The 21,468-nt window shown below is 65.6% G+C and carries 17 protein-coding genes and 1 pseudogene; 10 read left to right on the top strand and 8 right to left on the bottom strand.

Annotated elements, in window-relative coordinates; all coding sequences use genetic code 11:
- Positions 1-21 precede the first annotated feature (21 nt).
- Both ACVWZM_RS26000 and ACVWZM_RS26005 read right to left on the bottom strand, forming a co-directional pair.
- Positions 22-231, bottom strand: a complete 210-nt coding sequence (locus ACVWZM_RS26000) for a hypothetical protein (protein ID WP_253588851.1) — start codon at positions 229-231, stop codon at positions 22-24.
- Positions 232-427: 196 nt separating this feature from the next.
- Complete coding sequence (locus tag ACVWZM_RS26005; protein ID WP_016847372.1) at positions 428-634, bottom strand: YdcH family protein; 207 nt, start codon at positions 632-634, stop codon at positions 428-430.
- Positions 635-874: 240 nt separating this feature from the next.
- On the opposite strand from ACVWZM_RS26005, the gene ACVWZM_RS26010 reads away from it, so the two are divergent.
- The gene (locus ACVWZM_RS26010; RefSeq protein WP_016847370.1) at positions 875-1,060 is read left to right on the top strand and encodes a YdcH family protein; all 186 of its coding nucleotides are present in this window, start codon (positions 875-877) and stop codon (positions 1,058-1,060) included.
- Positions 1,061-1,156: 96 nt separating this feature from the next.
- Here ACVWZM_RS26010 and ACVWZM_RS26015 read toward each other — a convergent pair whose 3' ends face one another.
- Positions 1,157-2,260: an NAD(P)/FAD-dependent oxidoreductase gene (locus ACVWZM_RS26015; protein ID WP_456855278.1), complete on the bottom strand. Its 1,104-nt coding sequence runs from the start codon at positions 2,258-2,260 to the stop codon at positions 1,157-1,159.
- Between the two features lie 274 nt (positions 2,261-2,534).
- Between ACVWZM_RS26015 and ACVWZM_RS26020 the strand changes: the two genes are divergently transcribed.
- The 3 genes and pseudogenes from ACVWZM_RS26020 to ACVWZM_RS26030 all read left to right on the top strand — a co-directional run bounded on the left by ACVWZM_RS26020 (position 2,535) and on the right by ACVWZM_RS26030 (position 8,891).
- Entirely contained in the window at positions 2,535-5,222 is a 2,688-nt protein-coding gene (locus tag ACVWZM_RS26020) for a sensor domain-containing protein (RefSeq protein ID WP_456855279.1), read from the top strand.
- 343 nt (positions 5,223-5,565) lie between these two features.
- Positions 5,566-7,089, top strand: a complete 1,524-nt coding sequence (locus ACVWZM_RS26025; RefSeq protein WP_057019052.1) for an ABC-F family ATP-binding cassette domain-containing protein — start codon at positions 5,566-5,568, stop codon at positions 7,087-7,089.
- A gap of 334 nt (positions 7,090-7,423) precedes the next feature.
- Positions 7,424-8,891 (top strand): annotated as a pseudogene (locus tag ACVWZM_RS26030) (glycerol-3-phosphate dehydrogenase).
- Positions 8,892-9,046: 155 nt separating this feature from the next.
- Here the strand turns inward: ACVWZM_RS26030 and ACVWZM_RS26035 are convergent.
- Positions 9,047-10,276: a tetratricopeptide repeat protein gene (locus ACVWZM_RS26035; RefSeq protein ID WP_082653939.1), complete on the bottom strand. Its 1,230-nt coding sequence runs from the start codon at positions 10,274-10,276 to the stop codon at positions 9,047-9,049.
- 296 nt (positions 10,277-10,572) lie between these two features.
- Between ACVWZM_RS26035 and ACVWZM_RS26040 the strand changes: the two genes are divergently transcribed.
- From ACVWZM_RS26040 to ACVWZM_RS26050, 3 genes are read left to right on the top strand one after another with little or no spacing between them, the layout of a single operon-like run.
- A complete protein-coding gene (locus ACVWZM_RS26040; protein WP_244558894.1) occupies positions 10,573-11,673 on the top strand; it encodes an ABC transporter ATP-binding protein in 1,101 nt (366 codons plus the stop codon).
- Positions 11,670-12,584, top strand: a complete 915-nt coding sequence (locus ACVWZM_RS26045) for an ABC transporter permease (RefSeq protein ID WP_057019022.1) — start codon at positions 11,670-11,672, stop codon at positions 12,582-12,584. The genes ACVWZM_RS26040 and ACVWZM_RS26045 overlap by 4 nt, the downstream gene beginning before the upstream one ends.
- Positions 12,584-13,408 (top strand): ABC transporter permease, encoded by an 825-nt coding sequence (locus ACVWZM_RS26050; RefSeq protein ID WP_456855280.1) that lies wholly within the window; start codon positions 12,584-12,586, stop codon positions 13,406-13,408. The genes ACVWZM_RS26045 and ACVWZM_RS26050 overlap by 1 nt, the downstream gene beginning before the upstream one ends.
- A 114-nt stretch (positions 13,409-13,522) precedes the next feature.
- On the opposite strand, the gene ACVWZM_RS26055 is transcribed toward ACVWZM_RS26050, so the two are convergent.
- From ACVWZM_RS26055 to ACVWZM_RS26070, 4 genes are all read right to left on the bottom strand, one after another.
- Positions 13,523-14,374: a carbohydrate ABC transporter permease gene (locus ACVWZM_RS26055; RefSeq protein ID WP_076829618.1), complete on the bottom strand. Its 852-nt coding sequence runs from the start codon at positions 14,372-14,374 to the stop codon at positions 13,523-13,525.
- Positions 14,371-15,240, bottom strand: a complete 870-nt coding sequence (locus ACVWZM_RS26060) for a carbohydrate ABC transporter permease (protein ID WP_076829621.1) — start codon at positions 15,238-15,240, stop codon at positions 14,371-14,373. The genes ACVWZM_RS26055 and ACVWZM_RS26060 overlap by 4 nt, the downstream gene beginning before the upstream one ends.
- A gap of 203 nt (positions 15,241-15,443) precedes the next feature.
- Positions 15,444-16,829 (bottom strand): ABC transporter substrate-binding protein, encoded by a 1,386-nt coding sequence (locus tag ACVWZM_RS26065; RefSeq protein WP_057019053.1) that lies wholly within the window; start codon positions 16,827-16,829, stop codon positions 15,444-15,446.
- Between the two features lie 156 nt (positions 16,830-16,985).
- Positions 16,986-18,953, bottom strand: coding sequence for an AsmA family protein (locus tag ACVWZM_RS26070; RefSeq protein WP_076829623.1), 1,968 nt, complete (start codon positions 18,951-18,953; stop codon positions 16,986-16,988).
- Positions 18,954-19,197: 244 nt separating this feature from the next.
- Here ACVWZM_RS26070 and ACVWZM_RS26075 point away from each other — a divergent pair, with 244 nt between their 5' ends.
- The 3 genes from ACVWZM_RS26075 to ACVWZM_RS26085 are packed head-to-tail and all read left to right on the top strand — an operon-like array spanning position 19,198 to position 21,226.
- Positions 19,198-19,905 carry a CoA transferase subunit A gene (locus tag ACVWZM_RS26075; protein ID WP_016842309.1) on the top strand — a complete coding sequence of 236 codons (708 nt, stop codon included), beginning with the start codon at positions 19,198-19,200 and terminating at the stop codon, positions 19,903-19,905.
- A 24-nt stretch (positions 19,906-19,929) separates the two neighbouring features.
- Positions 19,930-20,580 (top strand): 3-oxoacid CoA-transferase subunit B, encoded by a 651-nt coding sequence (locus tag ACVWZM_RS26080; RefSeq protein WP_018268725.1) that lies wholly within the window; start codon positions 19,930-19,932, stop codon positions 20,578-20,580.
- 1 nt (position 20,581) lies between these two features.
- Positions 20,582-21,226, top strand: a complete 645-nt coding sequence (locus ACVWZM_RS26085) for an N-acetyltransferase (RefSeq protein ID WP_076829626.1) — start codon at positions 20,582-20,584, stop codon at positions 21,224-21,226.
- The last annotated feature ends 242 nt before the right edge of the window (positions 21,227-21,468 follow it).

Genomic DNA, 21,468 nt, shown 5'->3' on the forward strand with positions numbered 1-21,468 from the left:
CCCTGAAGATCAGGCCAAGGATCAGGCGGCATCGGTCGCCGCCCGGGTCTGCGCCGGCACGCAGCCGGCGGTGATCGCGGCCTGCAATTCCTCAAGCTCGGCTTCCAGATATTCGTTGGCCATGATCAGCGCCTTGATGGTGCTGCGCAGGTTGCCGTCGCACATCGCGATCGCCTGATCGCAGGCCTTCTCGTAGCGGCTGTTGTCGGGCAGGGAAGGCGGTGCGGACATGGCGAAACTCCCTCTGATGGCTGGCGGCTGGGCTGGCATGTTCTCTTTTTGTTCATGTGGAGTCAAGCGCCGGGAAACCGCCTTCCGTCCGTTGCCGCGAACGTGAAGCCGGCGAGGCGATGTGGATGACGGGGAAAACCGTCGCCCGGTCTGAACCGGAAGCGCCGAACCGCGAAGGCCCGCGCCGCGGCACGCGTCAGGCAATGATGTCGGGCGTGATCTGGTCTTCGATAAAGGCGATGCGATCGCGCAGTTGCAGCTTCCGCTTCTTCAAGCGCTGCAGCATCAAGAGATCCGGCGCCGGCGACTGATGCAGCGCGTCGATCGCGGCATCGAGGTCGCGGTGCTCTTGTTGCAGCCGCGCGAGTTCGGCGATTAGTTCGCGCTCATCCTGATCGTTCATGGTTGTGTATTAACTGATAAGCACGATAAGGTTGTTGCGGCTGAAGTCGCCGCTCGCCGGAATATCCTCCTTGAACGCGCGCCGCGCAAGCCGGACCGGTTCCATAGTCACGATTGGTTACAGATAAACCGAAATGAGTGCGTGCGGCATTTCGCGTCCCCCATCGACAGCGCCGTCCACTCGTGTACACTCGGCGGTCCGGATCGAACCTGAGGTTTAACGCACCGAGGAGTGTTCGCAATGGCAATACAGGCCCATCTCATTGAGCTGGAGCGTAAACACAAAATACTCGAGAACGAACTGCACGAAGCGCTCGTTCACCCCTCTGTAGACGACCTGCATATTTGCGAGCTGAAGCGCCGCAAGTTGATGGTCAAGGATCAAATCGAGCGGTTGAGACTGTCCGCCGACGACACGGTCCACTAGACCGCCCCCCTGCAAATTAGCAAATAGCCTGGCCTTTCACCGAGGGATGAACGCCCAAGCGCGCGCGCATCCCCCGGGAGGCCTTACTGTATTTGCTCAGAGTTCCGCCAACGCGCCGACATGGTCGGCGACCGCGAGGGACGATGTCAGTCCGGGCGATTCAATCCCGAACAGGTTGATCAGGCCCGCGACGCCATGATCGGCCGGCGCCTGGATCAGGAAATCCTGGGTCGCCACCGCCGGCGGCACGATCTTGGGGCGGATTCCCGAATAGCTCGGCATCAGCGCGCCGTCCGGCAGGGCCGGCCAGTATTTCCGGATCGCCGGATAGAACCGCTCGGCCCGATCAGGGTCGACCGCGTAATCGATGTGATCGATCCATTGGACGTCGGGCCCGAATCTCGCCTGGCCGGCCATGTCGAGCGTCAGGTGCACGCCGAGCCCGCCGGGTTCCGGCACCGGGTAGATCAGCCGCGAGAACGGCGCCCTGGCGCTGCAGCTGAAGTAATTGCCCTTGGCCAAATAGGCCGTTGGAATCAATTCGATCGGCATGCCCTCGACGTTGCGCGCGACTGCCGTCGCGCCGAGCCCGGCGGCATTGACCAGGAGATCGCAGGCCAGCGTTATCGGTGCGGCGCCGCCGGCCTCGATCTCGAACCCGTCGGCGGTGGCCCTGGCGTGGAGCAGCGGCGTATGGAAGGCGAACGCCGCCCCGGCCGCCTCGGCGTCACCGCGCAGCGCCAGCATGTAAGCATGGCTGTCGATGATCCCGGTCGAGGGCGACAGCAGCGCTGCGTCGCAATTCAGCGCCGGCTCCAGCGCGCGCGCCGCCTCGCCGGACAACAGCTGCATGTCGTCGACGCCGTTGGCCTCGGCATGCGCGCGGATCGACTGCAGCTTCTCGGTCTCCGCAGGCGTGGTGGCCACGATCAGCTTGCCGCAATTCTTGTGCGGGATGCCGTGCTCGGCGCAGTAGCGGTAGAGCGCCCGCTTGCCGCTGACGCACATCCGCGCCATCAGGCTGCCGGCGCGGTAGTAGATGCCGGCGTGGATCACCTCGCTGTTTCGCGACGAGGTCACCGTGCCGATCCCCTCGGCCTCCTCGAGCACAATCACTTCGCGGCCGGCCTGTGCCAGCCGCCGCGCCACGGCGAGGCCGATCACCCCCGCACCGACGATCACGCAATCAACCCTGTCCATCTCGTCCTTCAGGTCCGAAAATTTCCGCCCAGCCACGCCATGACCGTTGCCGCCAACATCGTTCAGCCGATCCGGCCGCCTTGGGCAAGTGCTTATTAGGCAAGTGCTTGGGCCATCTCAAATAGTTGGGAAGCCATGCCCTGTTAGTGGAGCATTAATCATGTCAGGGCAATTGCCATAAATTAAGTCAGCATTTTCCGGTTGCATCAGTACGCGTTTACCCGATCCAAACCGCCGGAGCCGGACACTCGCCCCGGAAATCCGCGGGTGATCGATGGTTGGCAGGAAGGTGCAGGCGGGCGGGAAGAATTCGATTCCGGCAAGGGCCGTGCTCTGCCTGATCGCCGCCGTCGCGCCGTGCGCTGCAGCTCGGGCCGGCACCGGTGCGTTCGCGCCGTCGAGCTATCTGGGCAGCCTCGATCCCGGCCTGGTCTGGGAGCTCCTGATCGGCAGCGTGGTGGTCGCGTCCTTTTTCGGCGCGGTCGGGCTGTGGATTCTCTCGGCGCTGCGCAAGGCCAAGCGCGCGCAATTGCGGCGCAACGCCTTCGTCTCGTCGGCACTCAACCATTTGAACCAGGGCGTGGTGATGACCGATGCGCAGGAGCGCATCGTGTTCTGCAACGACCGCTATCTCGACATCTACGGCCTGTCGCGCGCCGACATCAGGCGCAACATGACCGGCGTCGAGCTGCTGGAACTGCGCCGCGACCGCGGCGTGCTCGATCTCAGCGCCGAGGATTTCTTCGCCAGGGCCGCGGCGCCCGAGGGATTGGTTACCGAGCTGCCCGGCGGCAGGTCGGTGCTGGTGAAGTATTTTCCATTGCCGAACGGCGGCTCGGTCGCGACCCATCTCGATTGCACCGACCAGCGCAAGCTGTCGCGCAAGCTCGCCTCGACCACACAATTCCTGGAATCGGTGCTCGACAACGTTCCGGTCTGCGTCGCGGCCAAGAACATCGAGGACGGCCGCTACATCTTCGCCAACCGCGCATTCGAGCGCTTCTCGCGCTTCTCGCGCGATCACATCGTGGGCAAGCGCGCCGACGAGATCTTCCGCCCCGAGACCGCCGCCAGCATCGACACCGCCGACCGCGCGGCGTTGAGCGCGGCGGAAGGCTATCACCGCAGCGAATTCTTCGTCGAACGCGGTTCGGACAAGCGGATCCTCGCCTCCAACCGCGTGATCGCCCGCAACGAGGCCGGCGAGCCGGAATTCCTGATCGCGCTGTTCGAGGACGTCACCGATCGCCGCTCGCTGTCGCGCGAGCTCGAGAACAACAAGAAATTCCTCGAGCTCGTGGTCGACAACATCCCGGTCTCGCTGATCGTGCAGCGGGTCAGCGACGGCCGCTACCTCCTGGCCAACCGCAGCGCCGAGACGATCCTCAATCGCCGCCGCGAGGACGCCGCCGGCCTGACCGCGTCCGACATCTTCAATGCGCGTGAAGCCAAGCTGATCATCGCCCGCGACGAGGCCGCGATCAGGAAGCGCAGCATGATCGCCGAGGAGCATCCGATCTCGACCAAGGACGGCCTGCGGCTGTTCCTGACCCGCCGCATGACCGTGCTCGACGATGTCGGCGAGCCGCAATATCTGATCAAGACCCATGAGGACGTCACCGACCGGCGCCAGACCGAGTCGCGGATGGCGCACATGGCCTATCATGACGGCCTGACCGATCTGCCGAACCGCGCCGCCTTCCTGCAGGCGCTGACCCAGATGATCGAGGCCTGCGACGGCACCGACGAGGAGTTCGCCGTGCTCTGCGTCGATCTCGACGGGTTGAAGGAGATCAACGACGTCTACGGCCATGCTATGGGCGACAAGGTGCTGATCGAGGTCGCGCAGCGTTTGCAGGCCGTGGCGCGCGGCGGCGTGGTGGCGCGGCTGTCCGGCGACGAATTCGGCCTTATCATCGACGGCAAGCAGCCGGTCGCCGGCATCGCGCTGGCCGAGCAGGCCGCCGAGGCGCTCGGGCAGGATTTCCTGATCGACGGCAAGTCGGTGCGAACCGGCCTCACCACAGGGATCGCGGTGTTCCCGGACAACGGATCCGACGCGGCGTCGCTGCTGGCCAATTCCGGCGCGGCGCTGTTTCGCGCCAAGGCGAAGTCGCGCGGCACGATCTCGATCTTCGAACCGGAGATGGACCAGCAGATCCGCGATCGCCGCGTGCTGCACCAGGAGCTGTCGGTCGCGATCAAGAATGGCGAATTGTCGCTCTACTACCAGCCGCAGGCCGCCGCGGGCGGCAGCGTGGCGGCCAGCCAGATCATCGGCTTCGAGGCGCTGGCGCGCTGGCACCATCCGGTGCGCGGCTTCGTGCCGCCCGGCGACTTCATTCCGCTCGCGGAAGAAAGCGGCCTGATCGTCGAGATGGGCGAATGGATTCTGCGCGAAGCCTGCCGGGAGGCGGCCTCCTGGGCGATCCCGCTGCAGGTCGCGGTGAACCTGTCGCCGGCGCAATTCACCCATGGCGACCTCGTCGGCCTCGTGCATTCGATCCTGCTCGAGACCGGGCTCACGCCGGACCGGCTCGAGCTCGAAATCACCGAGGGCGTGCTGATCGAGGATTTCGACCGCGGCCTGTCGCTGCTGCGGCGGCTGAAGGCGCTCGGCGTCCGCATCTCGATGGACGATTTCGGCAGCGGCTATTCCTCGCTGAGCTACCTGCAGGCATTTCCGTTCGACAAGATCAAAATCGACCGTGCCTTCGTCATCAATCTCGGCCGCAACCCGCAATCGGCCGCGATCGTGCGCGCGGTGATCGATCTCGGCCACGGCCTTGAAATGTCGATCGTCGCCGAGGGCGTCGAGACCGAGGCGCAGCTCGACTTTCTCGCCGAAGAGGGCTGCGACGCGGTGCAGGGCTATCTGATCGGCAGGCCGGCCCCGATCGGTCAATTCGCCGCGCTGGTCGGCGGCGACCAGCTTGCCGAAACCGTGCGCAGAGCCGGGTAATTTGGCCTGAATCGCCCGGCCGGCTGTGCTTGCCATCCGCTGCACGTCCGGCTACATCTCGACCCACCACATCATTTCAGCCGAGAAAGGAGGGCTGCGTCGTGGCGAGATACACCGATCCCCACCTCAAGCGTGGCCCCGTCAACGCCCTGCAGATGCGTTTGCAGGGCTGACCGGAAACTCGCGCTAAATCCTTCCTGGTCTGCCCTTCGTGGCCGTGCGGCGTCGACGCTTGAGCGTTCGCGCCCGCACATCAATCCCTCGCCGCGCTTCGACACGCACATCCGATGATGGCTGGACGCCTCGGGATGTTGCGATTGCCGGCAAGACCAGAGAATTGATCGTGACCCTCATCAATGTCCGCAATCTCGGCGTGACGCTGAACGCGCCGCTGTTTTCCGAACTGAATTTCGTCGTCAATGCCGGCGACCGCATCGGGCTGGTGGCCGCCAATGGCCGCGGCAAGTCCACGCTGCTGCGCTGTATCGCAGATGCGATGGAGCCTAACGAAGGCGATATAACCCGCGCGCGCGGACTGACCGTCGGCCATGTCGAGCAGGATGCGCCGCCCAGACTGCTGGATACGCCGTTCCATGCCGCCGTGCTCGAGGCGCTTCCCGGCGAGCAGCGCGCCAGCGAGGGCTGGCGGGTCGACGTCGCCTTGCAATCGCTCGAGGTGCCGGAGGAGCTGTGGACGAGACCGCTGAAGCAGCTGAGCGGCGGCTGGCTGCGGCTTGCGGTGCTCGCCCGCGTGCTGGTGACCGAGCCCGACGTGCTGCTGCTCGACGAGCCGACCAACCATCTCGACCTCGCCAAGATCGGCCGGCTTGAGGCCTGGCTGAACGCACTGCCGCGCGAGATGCCGGTGGTGATCGCAAGCCACGATCGCGCCTTCCTCGATGCGACGACCAACCGGACACTGTTCCTGCGCCCGGAGCGGTCGCAGCTGTTCTCGCTGCCCTATACCGCGGCGCGCGCGGCGCTCGACGAATTCGATGCCTCGGACGAGCGACGCTATCAGCGCGACATGAAGGCCGTGCGGCAGCTCCGGCAGCAGGCCGCGAAGCTCAACAATCTCGGCATCAATTCCGGCAGCGACCTTCTGCTGTCGAAGACCAGGCAATTGAAGCAGCGCGCCGAGAGACTGGAGGAGACGGCGAAGCCCGCGCATCTGGAACGCTCGGCCGGAACGATCCGGCTCGCTAACCGCGACACCCATGCCAGGGTCCTGATCAGGCTGGACAACGCCGGGATCGCCACACCCGACGGCCGGCTGTTGTTCAGGACCGGCCAGCAGTTCATCTGCAAGGGCGACCGGATTGCGCTGCTCGGGCCGAATGGCGCCGGCAAGACCCGCTTCGTCGCGGCGCTGCGGCTGGCGATCGAGAATGCCGCAGCGGCACCGGCCGAGATCCGGGCCACCGAGTCATTGGTGCTTGGCTATTGCGATCAGGCGCTGGCCGATCTCGCCGATAGCGACACGCCGATGCGCATGCTGACGCGGCGCTTCGAGGTCGGTGATCAGCGGGCGCGCGGCCTGCTCGCCGGCGCCGGGCTCTCGATCGAGATGCAGGGCCGTCCGATCGGGCGGCTGTCGGGCGGGCAGAAGGCCCGCCTCGGCATGCTGGTGCTGCGGCTCACCCAGCCGAACTTCTATCTGCTCGACGAGCCGACCAACCACCTCGACATCGAGGGCCAGGAGGCGCTGGAAGACGAGTTGATGGAACAGCAGGCCAGCTGCCTCCTGGTGTCGCACGACCGCCAGTTCGTGCGCACGGTGGCCAACCGATTCTGGGTGATCGACGGCAGGAAGCTGATCGAGGTCGATGGACCGGAACAGTTCTTTGCCGCGGCCGGCGCGGGCTAGCGCGTGATGGAGTCAGGTTGGATAGCCGTCGCGAAGACGGTGTGCCTCTCCCGCTCGCGGGCCGTCGCAGGAGGAGCGCTGCCAAAATATCGAAAACAACCCCATGCAAAGTAGCCGGCGGCGGCCGGCGTTCGAGCAGGCTACTTGACACGTCGGGCAACTCAGGGGCATTATTCCAATATTCCGAAATCGTGCAAACGTACGATCGCCCCGCAAGCGGGAAGGTGAGTGTGCCGTGATTCACCCGGACATCATGTAGTTCAGCGCCGCGCCTTGACGCATTTTTCGTGCGAACCCGTCTTTTGTTCGCATTGAAATGCGATAGGCGTTGCGCATGGCGGACTACGACGTCGCGATCATCGGCGGTGGCCTGAACGGCACGAGCATTGCTCGTGATGCCGCCGGCCGCGGCCTGCGCGTGATCCTGCTGGAGCAGGGCGATCTCGGTTCCGGCGCATCGCAGGCTTCGCCACGGCTGGTCCATGGCGATCTGGCCGGGCTGGAACGGCGGGAGTTCTTCCGCGTCCGCCGGGCGCTGAGGGAACGCGACGTGTTGCTGCGCATTGCGCCGCATCTGGTGCGGCCGGTGCGCTTCGTGATCCCGGCGCATGCCGAGGAGCGGCCGCCGTGGCAGTTGCGGTCGTTGCTGCTGCTCTACGAACGGCTGACTTCGCGCAGCGGTCTGCCGCGCTCGGCGACGCTCGATGTCACCCACCATCCGGTCGGCAATGCGCTGAAGCGGCCGTTCGGAACCGCGTTCGAATACTCCGACTGCGTCGTCGACGATTCCCGGCTCGTCGTGCTCACCGCCGTCGATGCCGCAGCGCGCGGCGCCGATATCCGCACCGGCGCGCGCGTGACCCGGGCCGAGCGCGGCGAGACCTGGCGGCTGGTCGCGATCGACCGCGGCTACCGGCGGGTGATCACGGCGCGGGCGCTGGTCAGCGCGACCGGCGCGTGGAGCGCCTCGGTCGCCGACATCGTGCTGCGCGTGCCCGCGCCGCAGCTTGCGACCGTGCAGATCAGCCAGATTGTCGTGCGCCGCCTGTTCGACTGCGACAACGTCTATGTGTTTCAGAACCCTGACGGCCGGTTGATCTTCGCCAGTCCCTACGAGCGCGACTTCACCCTGATCGGCAGCGTCAGTCATCCCTTCAAGGGTGATCCGGCGGTGGTCGCAATTGGTGTGCGCGAGGAGGCCTATCTCTGCGACGCAGCCAATCGCTACTTTCGCGAACAGATCGCTCCAGTCGATGTGCTGCGGACCGTCTCCGGTGCCAATTCCGTGCTCGTGCCCGCGCGCCGGCACATGAGCGATGGCGCAGCGCTGCTCGATGTCAGGCGCGGCAAGGCGCCACTGCTTACGATCTTCGGTCGGCGACGTCACCACCGCGCGGCGCCGCGCCGAGCGGACGGTGTCGGAGTTCACGCGGTTTTATCCGATGACGCCGCGCTGGACCGCAACGGCGCCGCTGCCGGGCGGCGAGTTCGCGTGGCAGCGCTTCGAGACCGAGGTCGACATCGTCCGCGACCGCTGGCGCTTCCTCGGCGAGGCGCAGGCGCGGCGGCTGGTGGCCGCCTATGGGCTGAACGTCAGAGATGTTCTGGGCGACGCCAAAGAGAAGGCCGATCTCGGCCCGGCCTTCGGTCCCGAACTGACCGGCGCCGAGGTGCGCTACCTCATGCGCAAGGAATGGGCGCGCTTTGCCGACGATATCCTGTGGCGCCGCTCAAAGCTCGGGCTGACCATGCCGCAAGCCGATCGCGACGCGCTTGCGGCGTTCATGGCGAAGATGGATTGAGCTCGATTCAAACCTCCCCTTGAAAAGGGGAGGTCGCTTTGCTCGCCAGAGCAAAGCGGGTGGGGATTCTGCCTCCATGACAACCGGTGTCGTTCGTGGCCGACCCCCATCCCGACCTTCCCCCTTTCAGGGAAGGAGGAGAGCTCCAGCAGCGGCTATTGCCGGGCCGCCTCCTGTGACCAGGCGAGGTCGCGCCGGGACGGACGGCGATGCAGCCGCTCCGAGATCAGGCTCGTTGCCTGCCGGCCCTGGCCGGCGCGCAGGCATGCGACGATGAAGGTGTCCTCCCACAATTCACGTTGCGCATGGCTGCCGCCGATTCGCACCAGCTCTGGCATCAGCGGCGCAAGGATGCGCACCGCGTCGTCGTGATCGCCGGCGGCGAAGGCCGCGATCCCGCGGCCGAGCCCGATCGCCGCGGGGCCCGGCGCCAGTCTGCCGTCGGCAGCGCGCGCGGCCATCTCGACCAGCCGCGCCTCGAGCGCGTCGTTGTTGGTCGTGGCTGCGACCAGCGCGTGGTGCACGTCGGCGAAATGCGCGCCGGCCTTCGGGAAGTAGCCGTCGCCATAGGCGGCGACATCCTTCCAATGCTGCTCGAGACCGGTCTTGCCGGCGACCGTCAGCCGCCACAGCAGCGAGGCCGTGTCGGTGAAGATATTGAGCGGCGGATAGGGGCGGCCTACCGGCTTGATGTGCTGCTCGTAAATGTCGAGCGCGCTGTCGGCGTCGCCTTCCTCGATCGCGATCAAGGCCAGGTGCCAGGCGAGATGGCCCTGCAGGAAACTCGTCCGGTCATTCGCCGGCAGCCAGGCGGAAAGGAAGCTGCGGCCTTCCGCCGCGTCGCCCTGCTCGAACAACGCATGCGCGACCGCGTGCGCGGCGCCGGCGTTCTCCGGCTTCAGCGCATAGCCGCGCTCGGTGATGGCGCGACCCGAGACGATATCGCCGGCCTCGGTTTTCGACCAGCCGAGATAGGTGAGGAACCACCAATCGTCGCCATAGTCGCCGGCGTAACGCTCGCAGACGGCAAGCCGCGCGGCGTCATGATCGGGCCGGCCGGAGAACGCATAGAGGCCGAAGGCGCCGAGCAACAGCGACAGCACCTGCGCATCGCGCGGATATTCGCTGAGATGCTGCTCGGCCGCGGCCATCGCCTTCTTGCCTTGGCCCTCGATCACAGACGCCATGATCTCGATGTGCTGGCGCTCGCGCGGGCTTGCGGCCGCGGCCAGCTGCCGTGCATCGGCCGCCTTGGCGCGGGCCTTGGCGCCTTCCATGTTGAGCTGGTGGACGCGGGCACGGCCGATATGGGCCAATGCGAAATCGGGGTCCTCGGCGATCGCCGCCTCGAATGCCGCATCGGCGCCATGCAGCGCCGCCAGCATGCGATCGACGCCGTCGACATAGTAGGCGGCGGCGCGGTCCGAGGTCGTTGTCAGCGGCAGGCCGTAGCGGTCGTGAATCATCGGTTGCCCTCCCGGATTTGGCTGCGGAGTCTAGCAGAGGCGCGGACGCCGACAATATTGCGGGAGATGTCCGTGAGGCGGTTGAGCCGGTGGCGATCCACCGCTAGCTTGCCGCCAGAATCGGACCTTACGGGGAATCGGGGCTGACGGACGTGACATCGGGCGAAGCGAGTGCGGAGGCGGCAAGGCCGTTGCCTGAACCGGCCGTCTCGGACATGCCGCTGCTGCGGGTCGAGGGTGTCGCCAAGTCGTTCGGCAATTTCCGCGCGGTCGACAAGCTCTCGCTCGATATCCGCGCCGGCGAGTTCTTCGCGCTGCTCGGCCCGAGCGGCTGCGGCAAGACCACGCTGCTGCGCATGCTCGCCGGCTTCGAGACGCCGGACGAGGGCCGCATCCTGCTTGGCGGCAGCGACATCGCGCAGGTGCTGCCGCATGAGCGGCCCGTCAACATGATGTTCCAGAACTACGCGCTGTTCCCGCATCTGTCGGTGCGCGACAACATCGCCTTCGGTCTGAAGCGTGCCGGCATGGCGCGCGGCGACATCGCGGCCCGCGTCGCCGAGATGGTGGCGCTCGTCAAGCTCGAGGGGATGGAGAAGCGCAAGCCCGACCAGCTCTCCGGCGGACAGCGGCAGCGCGTCGCGCTGGCGCGCTCGCTGGCGCGGCGCCCGCAGGTGCTGCTGCTCGACGAGCCGCTCGCGGCGCTCGACAAGAAGCTGCGCGAGAGCACGCAAGGAGAGCTCATGGAGTTGCAGCGCCGGCTCGGCATGACCTTCATCATCGTCACCCACGACCAGGAGGAGGCGATGACGATGGCCGGCCGCATCGGGGTGATGGATGCCGGCCGTCTGGTCCAGGTCGCCACCCCGCGCAATCTCTACGAGGCGCCGGCCTCGCGCTGGATCGCCGAGTTCGTCGGCGACATCAATCTGTTCAACGGCGAGGTCACGTCCCGCGAGAACGGGCGCCTGACGGTCGCGACGGCTGATGCGGGCAGGCTGGCGGTCAGCGAGCTGTGGCCGCCGGTGACCAGGCAGGTCGTTGCCGTCGCGATCCGCCCCGAGAAGGTGAAGCTGTCGCGCCGCGCGCCGGCAACGGACGGCGGCGCGTCGCAGGCGATCAACCGGCTGGACGGCGTCGTCACCGACGTCAACTATCTCGGCGGCGTGACCAGCTACCGGGTGAAGCTGGAGACGGGCGCGGTGGTGCGCGCGTCGATGGCCAACACCGCGCGGCTCGATGTAGATGCCTATCTCGCCGGCCAGCGTGTGGTGGCATGGTTCACCGCCGACGATTGCCTGGTGCTCGAACAATGAGCGCGCGCCGCATCTTCGCCCGGCCGGCGCGGTTCGCCGCGATCGCGCCCTATCTGTGGATGGTGCTGTTCTTCCTGGTGCCGTTCGGCTTCGTGCTGAAGATCAGCCTGTCGCAGACCGCGATCGCGCAGCCGCCCTATACGCCGGTGTTCGAGTTCACTGAGGGCCGCGCGGCGCTGGCCGCGGCGTTCGCGCAATTGTCGTTCGACAATTTCCGCCTGCTGATCTCGGACAATCTCTACATCCTGTCCTATCTGCGCAGCCTCGTCGTCGCGGTGACCGCGACGCTGATCCTGCTCCTGATCGGTTATCCCATTGCCTACGGCATGGCGCGGTTGCCGCAGCGTTGGCAGGGCGTGGCGATGATGCTGGTCATCGTGCCGTTCTGGACCTCGTTCCTGATCCGCATCTATGCCTGGATCAACATCCTGCAGCATGACGGCCTGCTCAACCAGGTTCTGCTGGCGCTGCACATCGTGTCCGCGCCGGTGGTCTGGCTGTCGACGGACAGCGCGATGTACCTCGGCATCGTCTATTCCTATCTGCCGTTCATGATCCTGCCGCTCTATGCGACGCTCTCCAGGATGGACGCGTCGCTGCTGGAGGCCGCGGGCGATCTCGGCGCCTCGCCGTTGCAGGCGTTCTGGCTGGTGACATTCCCGCTGTCGCTGCCCGGCGTCGGCGCCGGCGCGCTGCTCTGCTTCATTCCTGTTGTCGGCGAGTTTGTGATCCCCGACCTGCTCGCCGGCTCCAACTCGCTGATGATCGGGCAGACGCTGTGGCTCGAGTTCTTCACCAACAAGGACTGGCCGGTCGCATCGGCCGCCGCGGTCGCCTTGTTGCTGCTGCTGGTGCCGCCGCTCGTACTCTACGATCGCCTGCAGCGGCGTCAGCTCAAGGCCAACAGCTGATGACGCGCCCCGTCACCAGGCTCACCAGGCTCACCCGCTTCAACATGACGTCGCTGGCGCTCGGGCTGGCGTTCCTCTATCTGCCGATCGTCATCCTCGTGATCTACTCGTTCAACGCCTCGCGGCTGGTGACGGTGTGGGGCGGCTGGTCGCTGCGCTGGTACCGCGAGTTCTTTGGCGACCGCGCCATGCTGGAAGCGGCGTGGATGAGCCTGTCGGTCGCCGCGGTGTCGGCGACGCTGGCGACACTGCTGGGCACGCTGGCGGCGATCGGGCTGGCGCGCGGCGAGCGGTTCCGGGGCCGGGCACTGTTCTCCGGCATGTTGTATTCGCCGCTGGTCATGCCCGAGGTGATCTCCGGCCTGTCGCTGCTGCTTTTGTTCGTGGCGCTCAATGCCGAGCGCGGGTTCTGGACGGTGACGATCGCCCACACCACGCTGACGATGTGCTTCGTCACGGTCGTGGTGCAGTCGCGCCTCGCTACGCTCGACCGCAGCCTGGAGGAGGCCGCGATGGACCTCGGCTGCGATCCGGTGCGGGCGTTCTTCCTGGTGACGCTGCCGCTGATCGTGCCGGCGATCGTGGCGGGGTGGATGCTTGCCTTCACGCTGTCGCTCGACGACGTCGTGATCGCGAGCTTCACCACCGGCCCGGGTTCGGCGACGCTGCCGATCCGGATCTATTCCGAGGTCCGGCTCGGAGTGAAACCCGAGATCAACGCGATCTGCACGCTGGGGATCGCGCTGATTGCCGTGATCATCGTGATCGCCTCGTTCGCGTCGAAACTGTCGAGCGCGCGCGGCGAGAGCGCCGCGCCGCTGTAATTTCCGTCATTCCGGGGCGATGTGAAACATCGAACCCGGAATCTCGAGATTCCCCGATGCGCAATTGCGCATCTGAGGTCTGGTGCTAACGCACCATCCCGGAATGACAGCGCGTCACGACTTGACAGCGCCTGCCGTCAGCCCGCCGACCATGTAGCGCTTGAAGGCGTAATAGACCGCGGCCGGCGGCAGCGCGTAGATGAAGCCGGTGGTCATCAGGAGCTCCCACGGCGAGTCGTCCGCGGCGAGGAAGTTGCCGAGCGCGACCGGCAGCGTGATGTCGGTGTCCTTCGACAGCAGCAGGAACGCGTAGAGATATTCGTTCCAGGCGAGCAGGATCGCATAGGTGCCGACCGCGACCAGCGACGGCATCATCAAGGGCACATAGACCAGGCGGAACAGCTGCAGTGTGGTGGCGCCGTCCATCGTCGCGGCCTCGTCGAGCTCGACCGGCAGCTTGTCGGAGGCCTGCTTCAGGACCCAGATCGCGTAGGGCGCGGCGATCGTCACCATCGCGAGGATCAGCGACCAGTGATTGTTGAGCAGGCCGTAATTGCCCATGGTGCGGTACATCGGCACGGCGAGGAACGCGGCCGGAATGAAGTAGGTGAACAGCGCCATGTTCATGACGGCGCGGCCGCCCGGCACGCGCAGCCGCGAGATCGAGAACGCGGCGGCGGTGGCGACGAACAACGTCAGCGCACCGACCGCGAGCGCGATCACGGTCGAATTCCAGAACTGGATCCAGAAGTCGCGCAGGAAGTAATGCTGCTGGTGGAACACGATCGAGAAATTGTGCAGCGTCGGATGCGTCGGCCACAGCTTGCCGGTGAACGCGTCCTCCTTCGGCGAGATCGCGAACACGAACATGTGGTAGATCGGGATCATGGTCCAGATGAAGACCGGGATGCCGATCAGCAGCAGCTTGGCTTCGGTACCGACTTCGCGGAGGGTGGGCAGCTTCATCGCGACAACCGTTTCATCATGAAATAGACCAGCGGCAGCACGAACGGCATGGCGCAGACGATCGAGGCCATCGCCAGCGAGAGCTGGTCGAGGCGCAGATAGCGGATGCCGAGGGTCGACAGCACGTGGGTGAGGTCGGCGGGGCCGCCGCCGGTGAGCAAGTAGACGCTGTTGAAGTCGCCGAGCGTCCAGATCATCGAGAGCAGCGTGCAGGTGATGTAGAGCGTCTGCATCGACGGCCAGGTGATGTAGCGGAATTTCTGCCACCAATTGGCGCCGTCGACGTCGGAGGCCTCGTACAGATCGTGCGAGATCGCGAGCCGCCCGGTCAGCAGGATCAGCGTCCAGAACGGCAGCGACTTCCAGATGTGCACGCCGATCGCCATCGCCAAAGCGACCGACGGATCGTTCAGCCAGTTCGGGCCGTCGTCGCCGGTGAACTTGAAGATCAGCTGGTTGACCACGCCCCATTCGGGATTGAGCATGAAGCGCACCGACAGGATGGTCGGGATCGAGGGCACCGCCCAGGGCAGGATGAAGATGACAGACAGCCACCTGATCCAGGGCCGCTGCTGGGCGAAGAAGCCGGACAGGAACAGCGCGATCAGCATCTTGATGTTGATGCCGATGACCAGGAAGATCAGCGTGTTGATCGCCGCGCGCGCGAAGATCGGGTCGTGATAGAGCGCGACATAGCTCGCCGGATGGCGCGCCAGCCACAGGCCGTAGCCGACCGGATAGACCACGAAGGCGAGGAAGACGAGCAGATAGGGCGCGAGCAGCACGATGCCCCAGACCTGCGGCGGCGACAGCCGCGCCGACAACGGCGGCGAGGGGACATCGGATGCGGAGAGTGTGATCGCCATTCGATTACTCTAAGATGTCGCTTACGTCGTCGATGTCGCCTACGTCGTCGTCCCGGCGAAGGCCGGGACCCATAACCACAGGGCCCGGCCGTTGCCAGAAAGCCGTCGACCAGCCTGCTCCCAAATTACTGCCTCGGCGTATGGTCCCGGCTTTCGCCGGGACGACGCGGAGCAAGTGTCGGCAGTGCCGGTCATCGTTGATGTTACCCCGCGACCTGCTTGATGCGGGCGATCAGTTCGTCGACGGCCTTGTCCACCGGCACCTTCTCGCTGACGACGCGGTTCATGGCTTTGGCCCAGACGTTCTCGTTGTTCAGGATGGTGAACTTCCAGTTCTTGGTGAAGTCGAACGGCGCGGTGCCGCCGGTGAACTGATTCCACACCGCCTTGCGGTGCCGGTCGGCCTGCCAGAACGGGCTCGCCTGGCTGGCCTTGGTCACCGGGAACCAGCGACCGAGCGCGCCCTCGACATAGGGCCGCACATTGTCTTCCTGCATCAGGAACGCGATGAACTGCTTGCCTTCCGCCTTGTTCTTGGCGTTGGCGAAGATCAGCCCGGTCTTGACGTCGGAGCGGTACTTGATGGTCGAGCCGTCCGGTGCCTTGGGGAAGGACGCGGTGATGATGTCCTGCTCATAGGCCTGCTTGCCGGCGGCGCGCTGCGCGTCGGTCAGCGCCGGGTTGGTGGAATCCTCGAACCACTTCGCCGCGATCGAGATCGTGAAATTGTGGGTCATCACGATCGTCTTGTTGTGGAAGGCGACGTTGTTGTCCGGATCCTTCCAGGTCGTCGAGGAGGGCGGCGTGCAGCCCTTGATGTAGGTGTCGGTGTAGTCCTTCAGCGCGTGGATCAACCCGTCGCGCACCTTGGGATCGTCGACCAGGAGCTTGCCGTCGTCGTCGACCAGCTTGACATGATAGGCGTCCATGAAGGTGTAGAACGACTGGAACGAGTCGGTGGATTCCACGCCCATCGGCTGGCCGACGCCGTAGATGCGCTGGCCGGTCGCCTTGCGGATCGCCGGCTGCACCTTGTCGCACCAGAACGACCAGTAATCCTCCCACTTGGTCGGGATGTCGGCGGCCTTGAAGCCGGCCTTCTCGAGCATGTCGCCCCAGATCTGGACGTGCATGCTCTGCTGCTTCAGCGGGAAGCCGTAATAGGCCTTCTTCTTGGCGACGTCGTTGTAGAGCAGCGCCGTCTCCAGCGTGTTCGGCGCGAACGCGTCCTTCATCGGCAGCAGGATGTCGGAGAGATCCTCGAGTTTGCCTTCATAGGCCCATTTGCCCTGGGCCTGCACATCGTAGGTGTCCGAATAGGCGACGTCGGGCACGGTGCCGGAATCGAGCGCGGCGACCGTCTTCGGAATCATGTCCTGGATCGCGTATTGCGACAGTTCGACCTTGATGCCGGTCTTGGCTTCGAATTTCTTGATCGTCTCGAGCAGCGCGTCGTCTTCGGATTTGTAAAATCCCTTGCCCCACCAGACGGTGATCGTCTTGCCCTGGGCCAGAGCGGGTGCAGTTGCGGCGAACAGGCCGACCGCGGCGACCGCAATTGATAGCGCACCGATAACCTTGGATCTCACGTTGTTCTCCCTCATGAGGCCGGCTTTTTAACCGGTTGGAGAAAACACTAGCGCATGCCCGTGACCCGATAAAGATGTCGCGCCGCCGACTTGTGTAGGGGTTTGCGGCGAGCGCGTGGATCGGTCCCGGTGCATCGATGCGCAAAGTGAATGGATTCAGTTCGACTTCGCATTCTCGGCCGACGCCGCCGGTGCGCCGCCGGGCGCGCCTGCCGCAGCATCGGGCGCCGCCGCGGGCCGTGCGGCTCCTCCGCCGGTGAAGCGCTCGATCACCGAGCGCACCGCGTCACGGGTCTTGCGATCCTTCACCGCATCGAGCAGCGGAGCGGAGGCCGGCGAGCGGCGGATCAGGCTTTCCGGATCGGGGAAGATCAGCGGATCGTCCCACGGGCCCTGGATCACGAAGGGCAGATCGAAACCGTTGCCGCCGGCCGATGCCGAGGTCAGGCTGGCGACGCCCTTGAGATCGTATTCGCGCGACGGCACCGAGGCCGTGCCGGTCAGCGTGATCTTCGCGGTGGGGCTTTCGACATGAATGTCGTCAGCGGTCGCGACGCCGTCGGCGAATTTCACCGAGATGCTGAGATTGTCGTAGGGCGTCGAGCCGGAGCGGAAATTGCCGCCGCCGGACAGCGGCCGCTTCTCCAGCCGCTTCAACAGCTGCTCGACATTGAAGCCCGCGATCGCGCCGTCATGTCCATTCAGCGTCGCGGTGCCGTCGAGCGACGACGCGAGCCCGAACGGGCTCGAGCCCGAGGCGGTCAGCGAGACGTTCAGGTTGCCGCGGCCGGACAGCTTGTTGATGCCGAACAATTCGCTGGCGCAGGCCTGCAGATCGACATCGGTGAACTGGAATTGCGCCCTGACGTCGGCGACCGCATCCGAGCGCGCGATCGCGAACGAGCCCTTGGCGATGCCGCCATACATCTGCGCCTCGCCGACGCTGAGCGCCAGCGCGCCGCCGCGCAGATTGGCGCCGAACGCGGTGCGGCCGAGCTTGGACGGGCCGACCGTGACCTTGGCCGCCGACAGGCGCATGTCGAGATCGGTCGACGACAGCGAGGAAAGGTCGAACAGCTGCCTGTTCCAGTCGCGCTGGCCGCTGGCCAGCAGGCGGAACGTCGAGATGTAAGGCGTGAAATCGAGGTTGCCGGCGGCAAGCGTCGCCTGCAGCGTCTGCCGGCCGTTATTGGCGTAGGTCATCACGCCCTCGGCGACGTTGCCGTCGAGCTCGACATTGACATTGGTGAGCGCGACCGAGCCGCCGACCACATTGGCGCGGGCCTTCAGCGCGAAGCGGCCGAAGCCGCCACCGCCGCCGGGCGGGGCCTGGCCCATCCAGCGCAACGCGTTGCGCAGCGACGGTGAGTCCATGGTGGCGACGCCTTCCATCATCAGGCTGGTGCGGTTGGCGACGGTTCCGTCGAAAGCAACTTTCAGCGGCGCGCTGGCGAGCCGTGCCTTCAGACCGGAGCGGTCGCCCGACAGCAACGCGACGAAGTCGCTGGCGCTGATCGAGCCGTCGACGCGTTCGCCGCGCCAGTCGAACTGGCCGGTTGCGGCAAAGGAACGCGAGATCGAGGGCCAGGCCAGCGACAGGTCGATATCGCCGAGCTGCTCGGAGATGTTGTTGGTGCCGTCCTGGTAGTTCAGCTCGCCGTCCTGGATCCGGATTTCGGAGAACGACACCTGGTTCTCGGCGCCGGGCGTCATCGCCTTGGCGATGGTCTCGACGAACGGCGTCCAGTTGCTCTCGCCGGCGCCGTCGCGGACCACATGGATATGCGGACGGAGCATCATGACGTCGGCAATCTCGAACCGCCGCAGCAACAGCGGCAGCAGGCGCAGATTGGCGGTCAGCACGTCGACCTGCAGGGCGGGACCGATGGTATCGGCGCCCTTCAGCCCGACATTATGAAAGGAGACGTAGCTGCCCGGAAAAACCGAGACGTCGATCGGGCCGTTGACGACGAGTTCGAGCCCGGTCACGGCGCGGATCTGCGCCTCCACCGCGCGCTGCAGCGCGTCCCGGTTGAGGAACCACGACGTTCCGACCAGCCCGACCAGCGCCAGGCCGAAAAGCGCCGCGATCGGCATCCCCAGGCGCTTAATTCCTTGGGCCATCGTCAATGACATATCCGGGTCGGGTTGAATTTTGTCGGGTCGTCGTCGAACACAGCGGGCTCTCGCCGGAGGCCCCTGCCAACCCACGCAACTTGAAGGGTTTTCTTGTCGCTTTCAAGGCCATGTTGCTGCCGCGGGCCGCCGCCCGTCGCCGCACCGGGCCGTGATTGACGCATTGCGAAGATTTCGCCTAATAATCCGCTTTGCCACAGCCGTTCCGCGCCCTCCATCAGGTATTCGCTGCATGAACAAAGTTTATCCCGACGCCAAATCGGCACTCGATGGTCTCCTCAAGGACGGCATGATGATCATGTCGGGCGGCTTCGGCCTCTGCGGCATCGCCGAGACCCTGTCCGACGCGATCCGCGAGTCCGGCGTCAAGGGCCTCACCGTCGTCTCCAACAATGCCGGCGTCGACGGCATCGGCCTCAGCCGGCTGCTGGAGACCCGCCAGATCAAGAAGATGATCTCGTCCTATGTCGGCGAGAACAAGCTGTTCGCCCAACAGTATCTCGCCGGCGAGCTCGAGCTCGAGTTCAACCCGCAGGGCACGCTGGCCGAGCGCATCCGCGCCGGCGGCGCCGGAATCCCGGCCTTCTACACCAAGACCGGCGTCGGCACGCTGATCGCCGAGGGCAAGGAAGTGAAGGAATTCGACGGCGAGAAGTACATCATGGAACGCGGCCTGTTCGCCGACGTCGCCATCGTCCATGCCTGGAAGGGCGACACCGCCGGCAATCTGGTCTACCGCAAGACCGCGCGCAACTTTAACCCGATGATGGCGACCGCCGCGAAGGTCACCGTCGCCGAGGTCGAGCACCTGGTGCCGGCCGGCGAGATCGATCCGGACCACATCCATACCCCCGGCATCTTCGTCAAGCGCATCGTCGAGGTCGGGACCGGCAAGAAGCGGATCGAGTTCCGCAACACCCGTCCGCGGCCCGCCGCCTAAAACATAATCCTTCAGGAGAGCCACATGGCCTGGACCCGTGAACAGATGGCCGCCCGCGCCGCCAAGGAGTTGCGCGACGGCTATTACGTCAATCTCGGCATCGGCATCCCGACGCTGGTCTCGAACTACATCCCCGACGGCATCGACGTCAGCCTGCAGAGCGAGAACGGCATGCTCGGCATGGGCCCGTTCCCCTATGAGGACGAGGTCGACGCCGACCTGATCAACGCCGGCAAGCAGACCGTGAGCGAGCTGCCCTCGACCAGCTATTTCTCGTCGGCCGATTCCTTCGGCATGGTGCGCGGCGGCCATATCGATCTGTCGATCCTTGGCGCCATGCAGGTGGCGCAGAACGGCGACCTCGCCAACTGGATGATCCCCGGCAAGATGGTGAAGGGCATGGGCGGCGCCATGGACCTCGTCGCCGGCGTCAAGCGCGTCGTGGTCGTGATGGAGCATTCCGCCAAGGACGGTCCGAAGCTGCTCAAGCAGTGCAACCTGCCGCTGACCGGCGAACGCGTGGTCGACATGGTCGTCACGGATTTGGCGGTGTTCACCATCGACAAGCACGGCAAGGACGGCATGGCGCTGATCGAGCTCGCCGACGGCGTCACGCTCGACGAGGTCAAGGCCAAGACCGAGGCCGAATTCCGCGTCGCGCTGAAGAACACCTGAGATGATCGGCGCGGGACGATCCTCGATCCGTCCCGCACGATCCGATGACGCCGGCTTCATCGCCCGCATTGTCCTGGCCGCGCAGCGCGGCCCGTTGCCGCGCGGCTGGTTCGACATCGCGCTCGACCGGGGCGAGGCGGAATGCCTGGCGTTCATGACACGGCTCGCCGTGGCGCGGGTGCGGTCATGGTATCACGTCGCCCATTTCCTGATTGCTGAAGTCGATGGCGTGCCGGCTGCCGCGCTGTGCGCGATTCCGGCATCCGGAACCGTCCTCGCCGCACGTGCGGCGATCGAGGAAGTCGCAGCAGAGACCGGCATGGACGCCGATGCCATCGTCGCGCGCGGCGGCTATGCCCGTAACTGCTGGGTACAAGGCGGCGAGGGCGACTGGCTGATCGAGCATGTCGCCCGACAAGCGTCCCATCGCAGCGGCGGCCTGGTGCAGGACTTGATCCGCCGCGCACTCGCCGACGGCAAGACGGCCGGTTACACGCAGGCATCGATCTCGTTCCTGATCGGCAACGACGCCGCCGAACGCTGCTATGCCAAGGCCGGCTTCACCTTCGCCGAAGAGAAGCGCGACGCCGCCTTCGAAGCGATGACCGGCGCGCCTGGCTTTCGCAGATTTGCGCGGGCGATGTGAATAGGGCGCACGGCGAACGGCCCGCATATACATCTGTCGTCCCGGCGAAGGCCGGGACCCATACGCCGCGGCGGATGTTGCAGGCGGGACTCGTCGTTGCAATCGCGCATGACAATTCGCGTCGGTGGTTATGGGTCCCGGCCTGCGCCGGGACGACGGTGAGTGTGCGGCACCGCTTGTGAGTCATACGCCCGCATTTTCGCGACATGGTTTGTCCGGGTTGACAGTTTTTTGCTGAGTTT

This window comes from Bradyrhizobium sp. USDA 4501 (genome assembly GCF_054062115.1).